This window comes from Paraburkholderia sp. 35.1 (assembly GCF_050436525.1).
Taxonomy (GTDB): Bacteria; Pseudomonadota; Gammaproteobacteria; order Burkholderiales; family Burkholderiaceae; genus Paraburkholderia; species Paraburkholderia tuberum.
On the sequence record NZ_JBNDMJ010000002.1, the window covers coordinates 181049 to 194669 of the forward strand.

A 13621-nucleotide genomic window follows, 5' to 3' on the forward strand; every position below is an offset into this window, starting at 1 on the left:
CACGGCGGCCCAGGTGCCCACGCCGCGCAACCAGCGCACACCGACGCGATCAGGCTGGGCCACGTTCGTTCAACTCACGAAGATTGGGGGAAAACTGCTCCACGCCGTGCCAGTCCGGCAACGCGGATATTTCCCGCACGAGGTTGTGCGCGCACGCCATCAACTGTGCCCTCGGCGACGGTCCCTGCTGCGCCTCGATCGGAATGTCGAGTGCTGCATCCTGCTCCAGGGCACGAAGGGCCTCCGAGACTGCCGCCCGACGCGGTGGGCGCGCCGCCGGCGGCCTCGCGGCAAGCTCGTCGGAATAGCCCGCGAGAACCGCCGACGCTTGTTGCATAACCATCCCGGCCCCAACATATGCGGCGTCGTGCACGCGTGGATCCCGAACGCCGAGCAAATTGCGAAGCGCATTGCCGGCCAACAAGATCTCACGCGCTTGCGCGAGCACCGTTTGGGCGCGCACCGTTAATTGCGCCTGGGGCGCCTCCTCCCAGCTCGGCTCCAGCGCGACACGCGCGAGCATCGCCCCGCAGTCGCCAAGCGAGATCCACGTTTGCAACTGACGTTGCGTGTAAAGCAACTGACCCGTTGCGACGTCGGTTGCAACGGGTGCCGCAAGCAGCTCGCTCACCAGGCGCAGCGTGCCAGCCAGCTTCTGCCGTAGCGCATCACCCTCGCCCTCGCGCCAGAACGACATCTGGATCGCTGTCGAAACGGCGACGCCCAACAGGATCCCTACCATGCGGTCGCGGATTTCGGTGAGGTTCGTCGTGGGACCGAATTCGGCAAGCAATGCGAGCGCGAATGTGAAGACGATCTGAATGCCCGCGTAAGCGATCCGTTCGGGGCCAGCCGCCACCCATGCCCCTGCAGCGATCACCGGCAAGGTCATAAGCAGCAGGCCTACGATACTGTCGACGCGTGGGACCACGAACACAACCATGAGTAGCGCGAGCGCGCTGCCAACCATCGCGCCGCCGATGCGCAACAGCGCACGCTGCGTGGACGCGCCGAGGCTCGGCAACATGACGATCACACAGGTGAGCATGATCGTATGAACGCCCTGCCAGTCGGCCGCGTTGTAGAACACATAGCAAATTAGCACCGCGAGCAGCGTCTTAAGGGAAAAGCGCACATATACCGGATTGGTCAGCGCGTCCTGTGCCACGAAAGGTTCCTCGGCCGGCGCCCCTTGCGCGGATGCAGCGTGTGCATAGGCGTCGCCTAACGCGCGAAGCGCCCGTAGCATCTCTTCAACGGTGGCCCGCACGGCTACCGGATCGCGCTGCCCCGCTGTCGCGGCACCCGCGAAGCGATAGGGATGATCGGCCGCCACGGCGCTATCGAGCGCGCGGCAATACGCACGCACCTCGAGCAACACGTTTGCCCCGTTCGCGGAGGACAAGGACGTACGGAACGTTTCCGTCTGAAGCTCGCTCGCTGCTCGATAGAGACGCGAGACGGTTGCGATGCCCGCGAGCCGATAGACCTGCTCCTCCCGTATGCGCGGGCTGCGCATCGCGGCAAATTTCAGCAGCTGCTGAAGGGTCAGCGCGCCGTGCTGGACCGCAATCAGAGAGATCGGCTCCGGCCGCGGGCCGCCGTCGATCAACCAGGACAGTTGCGCATCGACGGCGGCCAGTTGGCGGTGAATCTCCTCTTTGAGCTGGCGCACCGGTTCCGCGGGCAACAGCAGCGAATTGATCAGCAGTGTCAGTGCGATCGGATAGTTCACGGCGACCCATACCCATAGCACCGCGCGGATCAGCAGCTCGGCTTGGTCGGTCCGGTCGACGAACGTCTGCACATAGATGATCACGATCGCCACGATGAAGAACACGACGCCGATCTTCAGGACGCGCATCAGATACACGCTGCCCAGGGACAGCACGCTGGCTACGACGATGCGCACCAGCGGGTAGTCGAACGTAAATTTCAGCAGCAGGATTGACGTGCCGATCGCGAGTGTCGAGCCCACGATGAACATGATGCCGACCAGCCTCGTCACCACGACGTTCGCCTGTGTCACGTAGAAGACCACCAGAAGCGAAAGCGGGATTTCCGGCACCTCGAGCGCCATCGACGTCACGATGACGATCGCGCTCGTAAGCATGCAGCGCAGCATGATGTTGGTGCGTCCCGGATACGGCGCGAGCTGGCTGCGCAGGAACAATCCTGCGTTCAGCAAGGCATCGGGCACGTAGTCCGCGGCGGCGCGCATGGCGGGTTCCTGGTCGGCTTTCTGGTTAATGGGCGGCTTTGTCGTCGCGCCCCGGATGCAGCACGGCAACCGCGGATGTACCGACGCGGAACAGGTCCAGATTCGGGTCCTCGATGCGGATCTTCACCGGAAAACGCTGCGAAACGTGGACCCAGTTGAGGCTGCGCTGAATGTGCGGCAACCCGCCGGGCAACGCGAGACCGCCTTCATCGGGCTGCACGCCATAGCTCACGGAATCGACCACGCCCCGGAAATGCTGGCTGGTGTCGCTCATCAGATAGACCGTCGCGGGAGTGCCGGCACGAATGCCCTTGAGCTCGGTCTCGCGGAAGTTCGCCACCACGTACCAGCGGCGCGTGTCGATCAGCGTGAACACCGGCTTGAGCGCGGAAGCGAATTGCCCGGTCGACGTCTTCAGCGACACGACGCGGCCGTCGAACGGCGCGCGTACCGTGGCGAACTCGAGGTTCAGTTCGGCAATGGCGATCTCGGCCATGACCACCGCGCGCTGGGCGACGAGCGCGTCCACGCCGCTGACGGCCGCCGCCGCCTGCTGCGCCTGCAGCCGCGCCGCGCTCAGTTGCGCCTGGGCGGCGCGCTGCGCGGTTCTCGCGCGGTCGACGTCTTCGGCGGAGACGTAGCCTTGCGGTAACAGCGGCTCGGTCCGGCGCAAGGTATCGGTGGCCTGAATGGCAGCGGCCTGCGCGCTCTCCACCGAGGCATGCACCGACTCCGCGTTGTACTGCTGCGCATTGACCGTGCGCTGCGTGAGTTCAATCTGCCGGTCGAGCGCGACGAGTGAGGCCTTGGCGCGCGCCATCGCGTCCGCATTGGGGCGCGGGTCGATCTGGAACAGCAGGTCGCCCTGCTTGACGGCCTGATTGTCGTGCACGGCTAGCTCGACGATGCGTCCGTTGACCTCGGGGACGACGTCGATCGTATCGGCATACGCATACGCATCGTCGGTGCGCGGCGAACGGTCCAGCATCGCGATCACGAAGATCAGGAGCGCGGTCGCGATCAGTATCAGTACGATGGCGGGCCAAGTCTTCTTCCTCGACGCTTTGCCGGCGATTGTCGTCATAAAGCCAAATGCACGGTGTTTCAATGTTGAAAGGCGAGCAACCAGACCACAAGTGACAGCGCAGTCACTAGAGCCGGATAGACCACCGCGGCGGGACCCACACAATCGCTGCATTGCGTGTGTTCGAGAATCAGATAGACAATTACCGCGAGCGCCACGCCGACGACAACGCAAAACAGCCAGTCAGGAAAGTAAGCGCCGAGCACGTTGATCGACGGCGAATAGGCACAGCCCCCCATGAGCAGGGCGGCGCCGAAGGCAGCTCCCTTCACGCCCATCGTCCAACCTTCTCTGAGGTACTGCATGTAACGGCTCCAAGCGTGGATTGTCATTGCCTCCCTCGTTTTCGTTGGATCTTGTTATCTGCGCCATTTAAAGCCAAGCCACGTCCCGAGGGTCAATGCGATGGCATTCTGCCTGATCCTCCTAATCAACAGAACGGAAAACCCATGCAGAAAACGCATGCCTTCCATGCGCTCCAAGGTCGGGAACTTTTATATCGTTCTATATCCGTTGCGCTGTAACTGATATCGCAAGATGCGTTTCCAAGTCTGGAGCCCAGCCGGTTGCGGTCACCCATAGAAAGACAGTGCCAGCTGCGCGCAATACCAGCCAATGAGGTCAGATGCCTCGTGGCGAGTCATCTACGTCAACGCTCCCTGGAAGCGTATCCTATAGCTCCCATTAATATTGGTGGCAGGGGATACGCGACATGGATGTCCGACAGTTGAAGTATTTTGTGACAATTGTCGACTCGAGCAGCTTGTCGAAAGCTGCAGAGCGGCTTTACGTGGCCCAGCCGTCGTTGAGCCAACAGATTGCCAATCTCGAATCCGAACTGAAGGCCAAGCTGCTCATCAGAAGCCCGCAGGGCGTCACGGCCACGGAGGCGGGGAAAGCACTTTATCGCCTGGCTCGCGACGTGTTGCGTCGAATGGAACAAATCAAGCAGGAGGTGCGCGACGGTGGTGGAAGCAAGTCCGGGACGGTAGCAATCGGCTTTCCTACAACGATTGCATCCCTATTGGCGACGCCTCTCTACCAGCGTATCCGACATCAATACCCTGGCATCCGCCTTCAAATTTTCGAGAGCATGAGCGGTTACATCACAGAGCTACTCGCAAATGGTCGGCTTGACCTCGCGATCCTCTTTCGGGACACGGAAAGCCTTGGCGTGTCGGTACACCCGCTTTTCGACGAAGACCTTTACGTAGTCGGCCACCTGGTGCCGAATTTAAGCGCTGACGATGCCGTTTGCCCGCTGAAGTATTTGAGCAATGTTCCACTGGTGACGCCCGGTCCTTCGAACGGACTGCGCCTCCTGATTGAGCGCACGTTCGCTCGCGCCGGGGCGGACTTGAACATCATCGCTGACATTGATTCGCTGCCAACTATGCTCGACATTGCTGAGTCCGGAACAGCATGCACGATTTTACCGGCGTCAGCCTTGGCGCGGCGTCACTTCCATAAACGACCGCCTGTCAGAAAGATTGTTGAACCAGACATGAGCCGGCCGGCGAGCCTGTGCTGGTCCAGGACGGTGCCGGCAATCGCAGCGACCGAAGTGGTTCGCTCCGCCATGGTTGAACTTATTGCGGAGCTGCAAAGTAATGGTCGATGGCCCGGAATCACGCTTCGGTCTTTGATGCCCGAGCCAGCAGTTCATACCGAGGTAGCCGACGCGGTAGTGCTGAAAGAACGAAAGAGTCGTACTGGCTAGCGTCAATATAAAGGAAGGCAGTATGACTTTCCGTGAGGCAGGGGCTGGCCCGCCGTGGGGAAGTTGAACGCGGGTTAGCATTACTGCCAGAGCCGCACGGGCGAGGACTGGGCCACGCCCCGGCGATTTCCGGCACGGAGGCCAGCATGCGAAACGATAGCACGGTGTACGTTGGACTGGATGTTCACAAGGAATCGATCACGGTTGCCTACGCGGTTGACGCGGGTGAGGTCGAGTCGCTGGGCAAGATCGGCACGACAAAGACTGATATTGATCGCCTGTGCATGCGCCTGCAGTCGAAAGCGCAACACGTGCGCGTGGTCTAGGAGGCAGGCCCGTGCGGTTATGGGCTATATCGGCAACTGCTCGAGAAAGGCTTCGAGTGCATGGTTTGCGCGCCGTCGCTGATCCCAAAGAAACCGGGCGAGCGCGTGAAGACGGATCGACGCGATGCCATCAAGCTGGTGCGCGCGCTACGTGCAGGCGACCTGTCGGCCGTGTCTGGCGAGGAATCGATAGGCCGTGTCCACCCCGCATCCTTGCTTCGCGTAAGCGAATGAGCGCTTCGGTACACGAGCGAGCAAAGTCGTCCGAACTTCTGAGCCATGAACGTGGCGCCCCCGCCGAAAATTCCGCCCTGTTCCCGCGAGAGCCCTCCGCAGTGTGGGGGCAAACGTGGGGGCAAAAATCGACTCCCAACGGAAAAGGACCTACGGCTTTCACCGTAAGTCCTTGATTTTCCTGGTCGGGGCGAGAGGATTTGAACCTCCGACCACCTGCACCCCATGCAGGAAATGCTTCTCCACACGAAGACAAAGTCCCCTGCGACTGCCTGCCCGTCAGTAATGCTCAATGAACGATCGAAAGAAACCTGTCGAATGGTCCGGCTTTCTCCGTGTTCGAACAGCAACTATGCAGCGAACGCTTCTGATACCGCCGACGCCGTTGGCACAGTGCTCTCCTGCGCTTTGCCGCTATACCTTCCCCAGTCTTCCATCATCAGGCGCCGACGCTCAAGCTGGTCGCGACGCCGGTAGGCCGCTACTGTCTGCGATACGATGATGTGAGCCAGCGCTTCTTCGGCGAGTGAATCCGGGTATTCCGTACATTCGGCCACCCAGTCGCGAAACGTCGACCGGAAACCATGCACAGTGATCCCGTCCCGCGACATGCGCCTCAGCAGAGTCAGCATCGCCATGTTCGACAATGGGCGACCTTCCTTGCAGCCCGGGAACAGGTAGCCGTATTTCGCCCGCGGCAGCGCGCTGCGTACGATGTCGACGGCCCGTTCACAAAGCGGCACGCGAAGCGGCCGGCCACTTTTCGTCCGGTCGCCGGGTATTGACCAGATACGGTTGGCGAGGTCGAACTCCTCCGGCCGCGCAAAGCGGACCTCGTTCGTGCGGGTGGCTGTGAGGATAAGCAGGTGAAGGACCCGTGCTGCACGCCTGGGGCGCTGCTCCAGTTCGCGAATAAACCCGGGCAGTTCTTCCCAGGGCAGCGCGGGATGATGTCTTACCTGTGAGCGTTTCTTCGAGCGCGGCAATACGAGTTGCAAATGGTCAACGTACCGTGCCGGGTTGCTGCCGGTGCGGTGGCCCATGATAGTCTCGGCGTCGAGGATGGCCTTGATACGGCCGCGCACCCGGCGCGCGGTTTCGGCCTTTTTCGTCCAGATCGGCTGGAGAATCCGCACGATCATCGCGGTGTCGATATCGCGCACCCGGACCTCGCCGATCACCGGGTATGCGTACCTCTTGAGCGTATTACCCCACTGTTGGACATGCTTGCGGTTTCGCCACTCGGGCTCCCGCGCGCAGATGAACGCTTCGGCTGCCTCACGGAACGTCACGTTGGCATCCGCCGAGATATCGAGCAACTGTCGGCGCTGCTGCTCGCGCCGCGCGAGGATGGGATCAATCTGGTCCCTGACCATCTCGCGGTAGCTGGCGGCCAGTTTCCTCGCCTCGCCAAGCGAGACTCGCGAAACCGGACCGAGGCCCATCTCCCTCAGGCGGCCGTCAAGCCTGAACCGGAACACCCACGAACGCGCGCCACTGTCCGCGATCTGCATGTAGAGACCACCGCCGTCGGCGTAATGGCCCGGGGCCACCTCCTTCGCGATCCGCAGTGCGCTGAGCCGGTGCAACTGTCGTCCTGACATGATTCCCTCCTACCCACTTACCCATCTTCCTACCCATACTTCGTGTGTAAATTGTGTGGGACCTTACCGGAATCAGCAAGCACGCCGTTACCCATAAACCGCTTTAAAATCAGCGGCCTAGAGGACGTTTTCGGAAGATATCGGAATGCCCGGGAAGGCCTATGGGGCGGAAGGCAGCCGGAGTCGAACCGACCCGAGAGCGTCTGACGCCCCCAACTGGGTTTGAAGCCCAGCCGCACCACCGGATACGAATGCCTTCCTACGGTGATTGAATGACGCGAGCCCGATAGAAACAGACCGCCAGCCAGATCAGGGCAGATCGAGCCAGCGGCTATCCGTGCGCACGAGGTGCAGGCCACGGTGGAAGCGAGTATACCCAACCCGGTCGAAGAACTCCAAAAGCTGGATCGCGCGTTTTCGGCCGAGCCCGGTCGCGTCGCGAAACGGCGCGGCCGCCACGGTGCCGCCGTTCTTGTGCGCCTCCGCCGCCGCGATCGACGCAAGTTCGCGAATCACCTGCTGGTGGTAGAACAGGTCATGCACGACCTGGAACAGCTCGCCCTGACGCGCGAGCTTGCGCAGCAACTGACGCACGCGCTCCTCCGGCACACCGTGCGCGTTCGCGAGCTCGCGCACCCACGGCGGATCGAAACGCCCCGCCTCGATCTCGGGCAGCAGCGTCGCGGCAAGCGCCTGATCGGCGGCGTCGAGCGTCACGGCGTGGCCGGGCAAATGCAGCCACGGTCCGAGTCTGACGAGCTCGCCACGCGCCGCCGCATCGTCGACCAGCGCGCGCCACAGCGCGTCGTCGACCAGTGGCGCCGCGATGCGCCGCAAGCGCGACACGTCCGGGCCGAGTTCGTCGGGCGAGCGCTCGTGATATTGCGCGAGCGCACTCGTCAGGCGCCCCTCGAGCGTGTGCCATGTCGCGTCCGCGACCAGCAGCGCGTCATGGCCCGGCAGTTCGATCGTGCGTGTCGCGGCGGGCAACGCGAGCGCGGCTGCCGGCATCCCAGTGAGGCGCTCCAGCAACGCCCGCGACAAACCGTGCGGCGCGCGAGCGAACAGCGCGTCGAGTGAGCCGGTGTCGAGCAGCGACTGCATCGCGTCGAGCCAGCCGAAGCGCTCCGGCGAGCGCCGCTTGCGCGCCGGAGCGAACGCATCGAGCACGTGCCCGCCGCCCACCGTGCGATTGGCCTGAGCGTTACGCACGACGAAGCGATCGCCCGGCACCGTGCACAGCGGCAGCTCGAACACGAGTTGCACGCGCGCGCGCTGACCGGGCGCGAGCGTGTCGCCTTCGAGCAGCGCGACATGCGCAACCTGATGCTGCGTGCCGAGATGCACGTGCAGCGGCTCCCAATGTTCGAGCGCGTGCGGCGCGTCGGCGAGCAGCGTCAACGCGACGTCGATGCGCTCGCTCGCTTGCGACAGTCGCGGATCGACGATCCAGTCGCCGCGCTCGATCGCACTCTTCTCGATGGCCGCCAGATTCAGCGCGCAACGCTGGCCGGCGCGACCGGTTTCGGCGGGGCGATTCTGCGCGTGGATGCTGCGCACGCGCACCGATTCGTTTTTCGGCGCGAGCAGCATCGTGTCGCCGACGCTCACGCTGCCCGCCACCACGGTCCCGGTGACGATCGTGCCCTGCCCCGCGAGCGTGAACACGCGATCGACGGCGAGGCGGAACAGGCCGTCGTCGCGCTTCATGCGCCATGCGGCGGCCTGCTCGCGCAGATGCGCGTTCAGCGCGGCGACGCCCGCATCGCCCGCGCGCGTCGCGCAGGTATCGAATACCGGCGCGTCGCGCAGCACGCTGCCAGCGACGAACACACTCACTTCATCGCGCACTTCGCGCAGGCGCTCGTCGTCGACGCGATCCACTTTCGTCAACGCGATTGCGCCGCGCCGGATGCCGAGCAGTTCGACGATCGCCAGATGTTCGCGCGTTTGCGGCATCACGCCGTCATCGGCGGCGATTACGAGCAGCGCGAAGTCGATGCCGCTCGCGCCCGCGGTCATCGTATGCACGAGCTTTTCGTGGCCCGGCACGTCGATCAGACCGAGCACGTCGCCATTGTCGAGCGGCACGTACGCGTAGCCGAGCTCGATCGAAATGCCGCGCGCTTTTTCTTCCTTGAGCCGGTCCGTGTCGACGCCGGTGAGTGCCTTCACGAGGCTCGTTTTGCCGTGGTCGATATGCCCAGCAGTACCGACGATCATGCGTGCCCGTCCTTCAGTTGCTTTTCGGTTGCGCGATCAGCTGTGCGATCAATTGCGCTTCGTCGGCGGCTTCGAGGCAGCGCAGATCGAGCCGCAACGCGTCGTCCGCGATCCGGCCGAGCACCGGCCGCACCATCTCGCGCAACTGCTTTTCGAGCGCGAGCAGATGACGGCCGCCGCGCTTGCCGTCGCTCATCCTGATGACGAGGCCATAGCTCGGCAGCACGTCGACGGGCAATGCGCCGCTGCCGATCTGGCTGAACATCGGCTCCGCGGCCACGGTGTAGCGCGCGTCGATCGCCTGCTGTAACGCCGGTAACACGCGCTGCGCGGCGCCGTGGATATCTTCGGCGGGCCGCGTGAGGAGCCGTAGCGTGGTCAGCCGCTCCGTCAACTTCTCCGGCGCGCGATACAGCTGGAGCACAGGCTCCAACGCCGCGAGTGTCAGCTTGCCCACCCGCAGTGCGCGCTTCAGCGGATGCTTCTTGATCTTCGCGATCAGGTCGCGCCGCCCGACGATCAACCCGGCCTGCGGGCCGCCGAGCAGCTTGTCGCCGCTGAACGTGACCAGATCGGCGCCGGCCGCGACGGTCTCGCGCACCGTCGGCTCGCGCGGCAAGCCCCATTCGGCGAGATCGACGAGCGTGCCGCTGCCGAGATCGACGGCGACCGCAAGCCCGCGCGCGTGCGCGAGCGGCGCGATCTCTTCGATGCCGACTTCCTTCGTGAAGCCACTGATCGCATAGTTGCTCGCGTGGATTTTCATCAGCAGCGCGGTACGCGCGTTGATCGCCTGTTCATAGTCCTTCAGATGGGTGCGGTTCGTCGTGCCGACTTCGCGCAGCTTCGCGCCCGCGCGGCTCATGATGTCGGGAATGCGAAACGCGCCGCCGATTTCGACGAGTTCGCCGCGCGACACCACCACTTCCTTCTTCGCCGCGAGCGCGGACAGCGTGAGCAGCACCGCGGCGGCGTTGTTATTGACGATGGTCGCCGCTTCGGCGCCAGTCAGCTCGCAGATCAGATCGTCGATCAGATCGTCGCGGTCGCCGCGCGCGCCGGTGGCGAGATCGAACTCGAGGTTGGCCGGTTGCGTGAGCGCGCTCATCACCGCGCGCACCGACTCATCGGGCAGCAGCGCGCGGCCGAGGTTCGTGTGCAACACGGTGCCGGTCAGATTGAACACGCTGCGCAGCCGCGACGCATTACGCGCGAGCAGCGCCGCGGCGACCGTCGCATGCAGCTGCGCGGTATCGAGCGCGCTCACCGCCGGGTTGGCCGCCGCATCGCCCGATTGCGCGCTGATGCGCCACGCATCGAGCGCGTCGCGCAGCGCGTTGAGTACCTGGGTGCGGCCGTATGCGCCGATGAGCGGCACGAACTCTTCCGACGCCAACACCTTGTCCACCGACGGCACGCGCGCCATCAGCGCGCGCAATGCCGAGCTGCTCACATCGCTCACGAGCAATCCTTATGTCGTTTTGAACTTGGCTCCGGTCAGGTCGCCGTCAGGCCGACTCGTCGCCCTCCGTTTCGGCCGCGCCGGCCGTCTGCTCCGGCCACAGCCATGGATGCGGCGACGCGCGCCGGTAACCTTCCGCGCCCATCAGCAGATCGAGCGTGAGGCTCGCGAGGTCGTCCGCGAATGGATCGAACTCGTAGTCGTTCGCCTGAATGCCGATCTTGCGATAAGTATGGCATTCGTCGCACGACTCCGCCTTCAGCGCGGCGTTTTTCGATTCGGCTTCGCGCGCGGCTGCGTCGGCGTCGGGCGAGCCGGCTACCTGGTACGCGATGCCCTTCGTCGAATCGCAGTTCGAGCATTTGCTACGGACCATATGCCATTCGGTCGCGCACAATCCGCATTGCAGATAGCGATAGTTGTCGTACGCGCCGCCGATGCGCAGCGTGCTCGCCACCGGATGCGAGCCGCACACCGGGCACAGGCCCGGTGTGTCGAGGTACGGTACGGCGCGCTTGTCGATGTCGGCGGCGAGGTCGGTCCATACGACCTGCAGCGCGGCCATGATGAACGGCGCGCTCGCCGGCTCGACGTCGGCGAAGCGCTGCGCGAAGATCGCGTCGGCCTGCGCTTCGAGCGCGGCGACGTCGAGCGAGCGCAGGCGCGCGAACAACGCCACGAGCGGCGGCGTCAACGGGGGAGCCGCCGCTTCGATCCTGTCGAGCAGTTGTAGCAGCACGTCGCGCCACGCCGGATCGCGCGCGCCGGACAGCGCCGGAATCAGCGGCATCGAATACTGCTGCGCGCTCGCGATCAGCTCGGGGCTCGGTGGCTGGGCCTTGAAGTGCGCGAGCACCGCCTGCTGCGCATCGGCGAGCGCCGCCATCAGCCGCAGGTAGCCGGCGATCGGATTGCCGCGCGAGGCGAGCTGACGCAGGCGCGCGGCGCGCGGCGCGAACACCGCGAGCCGCTCGGGCATGCGGATGCGGGGTATTGCCGAGGGATCGAGCGACTCGATGTCGGCGGCTTCGAGAATGCGTTGAGTCAAGATATCGACCTCTGAAAACTGAAAGGCCGCCGCCCGTCATCGACGAGGCGCGGCGGCCCGGTGCGAGGGGCGCTGCGTCCAGTGCATTAGAGTCCGCATCGGAGCAGCGTCTATGGAGCGTTTACTTGCCGATGATTTCCCTGAACCAGTTTGGATGATGCTTGCGCGCCCAGCCATAGGTAACGGTGCCGCGCGTCATCGCACCTATGGAGCCCTTGACCCACAGCGCCGCATAGATATGCACGATGATGCCGACGATCAGCAGGAATGCCGTCACGGCATGCACGAGCGCCGAGAGCCGGATCACACCAATCGGGAAATAGAACGAAAAGTAGCGCCGCCAGATCACGATGCCGCTCAGCAACAGCAGCAGCATACAGATCACCATCACGAAGAACAGCAGCTTCTGCCCGGCGTTGTACCTGCCGATTGCGGGCAGGCGTTCCTCGCGATTGTTCAGCACGTCGCCGATCTGCTTCATCCACTGGATATCCGCCTGGTCCAGATAGTTGTGATGCCAGAAGCGCAACGCAAGAATCAGGAACGAGACGAACATCACGCAGCCGATGAACGGGTGCAGAATCCGCGTCCACTGCCCGCCGCCGAGTACCACGTACAGAAACGCCATCGACGGATGGAACAGCGCGAGACCGGACAGCGCAAGCAGGATGAAACAGATCGCGGTGATCCAATGATTCGTGCGCTCGTTCGGCGTATAGCGCACGATCAGTCGGTTGCCCTTTACGTCCGTGAAGTCGGTGTGCTCAGAGTGGTTCATTGCCTACCCTCCCGCGAACGGCGTGCTTCTTCGGCTTCCTTGACGGCTGCGGCTTCGTCGGCCTCGGACACCTCGTTCGGGCCGACGCGCGTGTAGTGGAAGAAGCCCGCGAGCGCGGCGATCCCCATAATGGCGAGCCCGATCGGCTTGGCGATGCCCTTCCACAACGAGACCAGCGGACTGATGCGCGGATCGTCCGGCAGGCCGTGATACAGCGACGGCCGGTCGGCGTGGTGCAACACGTACATCACATGCGTGCCGCCGACCTTGTCCGGGTTATACAGGCCAGCGTTCTGAAAACCGCGCTCCTTCAGATCGACGATGCGGTCCTCGGCCTGCTGCTTCATGTCCTCCTTGGTGCCGAACATGATCGCGCCGGTCGGGCAGGTCTTCACGCACGCCGGCTCCTGGCCGACCGCCACACGATCCGAACACAGCGTGCACTTGTACACGCGGTGATCCTTCTTCGACATACGCGGGATGTCGAACGGGCAGCCGGCGATGCAGAAGCCGCAGCCGATGCAGTTCTCCTGGTGGAAATCCACGATGCCGTTCGTGTACTGCACGATCGCGCCCGGCGCCGGACAGGCCTTCAGGCAGCCCGGGTCCTCGCAGTGCATGCAGCCGTCCTTGCGGATCAGCCATTCGATATCGCCGGCGGAATTCTCGTACTCGGCAAACCGCATGACGGTCCACGAATGCTCGGTGAGATCGGGCGGGTTGTCGTAGACGCCCACGTTCACGCCGATCTCGTCGCGCAGATCGTTCCACTCCATGCAGGCCGTCTGACACGCCTTGCAGCCGATGCACTTCGACACGTCGATGAGCTTCGCGACCGTGCCCGTGGCCGGCTCGCGAATCACCGGCGGCTGCGTGGTGGTGGCCGAAACGCGTCTGATGTCCAGTGATTGCAGTGCCATC

10 protein-coding genes, 1 tRNA gene and 1 pseudogene are annotated in these 13621 nt (G+C 63.8%); 2 read left to right on the forward strand and 10 right to left on the reverse strand.

Annotated elements, in window-relative coordinates; genetic code table 11:
• Positions 1-49: 49 nt before the first annotated feature.
• Genes OKW27_RS06715 through OKW27_RS06725 form a run of 3 tightly spaced genes read right to left on the reverse strand, consistent with a single transcriptional unit; the run spans position 50 to position 3610 of the window.
• Entirely contained in the window at positions 50-2221 is a 2172-nt protein-coding gene (locus tag OKW27_RS06715) for an FUSC family protein (RefSeq protein ID WP_429332995.1), read from the reverse strand.
• Positions 2222-2246: 25 nt separating this feature from the next.
• Entirely contained in the window at positions 2247-3305 is a 1059-nt protein-coding gene (gene mdtN, locus OKW27_RS06720) for a multidrug transporter subunit MdtN (RefSeq protein WP_429332996.1), read from the reverse strand.
• A gap of 20 nt (positions 3306-3325) precedes the next feature.
• Positions 3326-3610 (reverse strand): YtcA family lipoprotein, encoded by a 285-nt coding sequence (locus OKW27_RS06725; protein WP_429332997.1) that lies wholly within the window; start codon positions 3608-3610, stop codon positions 3326-3328.
• Positions 3611-4017: 407 nt separating this feature from the next.
• On the opposite strand from OKW27_RS06725, the gene OKW27_RS06730 reads away from it, so the two are divergent.
• Both OKW27_RS06730 and OKW27_RS06735 read left to right on the forward strand, forming a co-directional pair.
• On the forward strand, positions 4018-5025 hold the full coding sequence (locus OKW27_RS06730; RefSeq protein WP_429332998.1) for a LysR substrate-binding domain-containing protein: 1008 nt from the start codon (positions 4018-4020) through the stop codon (positions 5023-5025).
• Positions 5026-5171: 146 nt separating this feature from the next.
• Positions 5172-5525, forward strand: a pseudogene (locus OKW27_RS06735) (IS110 family transposase); the annotation flags it as partial.
• Between the two features lie 410 nt (positions 5526-5935).
• Here OKW27_RS06735 and OKW27_RS06740 read toward each other — a convergent pair.
• The 7 genes from OKW27_RS06740 to fdxH all read right to left on the reverse strand — a co-directional run bounded on the left by OKW27_RS06740 (position 5936) and on the right by fdxH (position 13620).
• Positions 5936-7189 (reverse strand): tyrosine-type recombinase/integrase, encoded by a 1254-nt coding sequence (locus OKW27_RS06740; protein WP_429332999.1) that lies wholly within the window; start codon positions 7187-7189, stop codon positions 5936-5938.
• A 167-nt stretch (positions 7190-7356) separates the two neighbouring features.
• Positions 7357-7449: transfer RNA gene (locus OKW27_RS06745), tRNA-Sec, on the reverse strand.
• Positions 7450-7498: 49 nt separating this feature from the next.
• Positions 7499-9412 carry a selenocysteine-specific translation elongation factor gene (gene selB / locus OKW27_RS06750; RefSeq protein WP_429333000.1) on the reverse strand — a complete coding sequence of 638 codons (1914 nt, stop codon included), beginning with the start codon at positions 9410-9412 and terminating at the stop codon, positions 7499-7501.
• A 13-nt stretch (positions 9413-9425) separates the two neighbouring features.
• Positions 9426-10874, reverse strand: a complete 1449-nt coding sequence (selA, locus tag OKW27_RS06755) for an L-seryl-tRNA(Sec) selenium transferase (RefSeq protein ID WP_429333001.1) — start codon at positions 10872-10874, stop codon at positions 9426-9428.
• Positions 10875-10920: 46 nt separating this feature from the next.
• Positions 10921-11922, reverse strand: coding sequence for a formate dehydrogenase accessory protein FdhE (gene fdhE / locus OKW27_RS06760; protein WP_429333002.1), 1002 nt, complete (start codon positions 11920-11922; stop codon positions 10921-10923).
• 121 nt (positions 11923-12043) lie between these two features.
• Complete coding sequence (locus OKW27_RS06765; protein WP_429333003.1) at positions 12044-12700, reverse strand: formate dehydrogenase subunit gamma; 657 nt, start codon at positions 12698-12700, stop codon at positions 12044-12046.
• Positions 12697-13620: a formate dehydrogenase subunit beta gene (fdxH, locus tag OKW27_RS06770; protein ID WP_090808548.1), complete on the reverse strand. Its 924-nt coding sequence runs from the start codon at positions 13618-13620 to the stop codon at positions 12697-12699. The genes OKW27_RS06765 and fdxH overlap by 4 nt, the downstream gene beginning before the upstream one ends.
• Position 13621 lies beyond the last annotated feature (1 nt).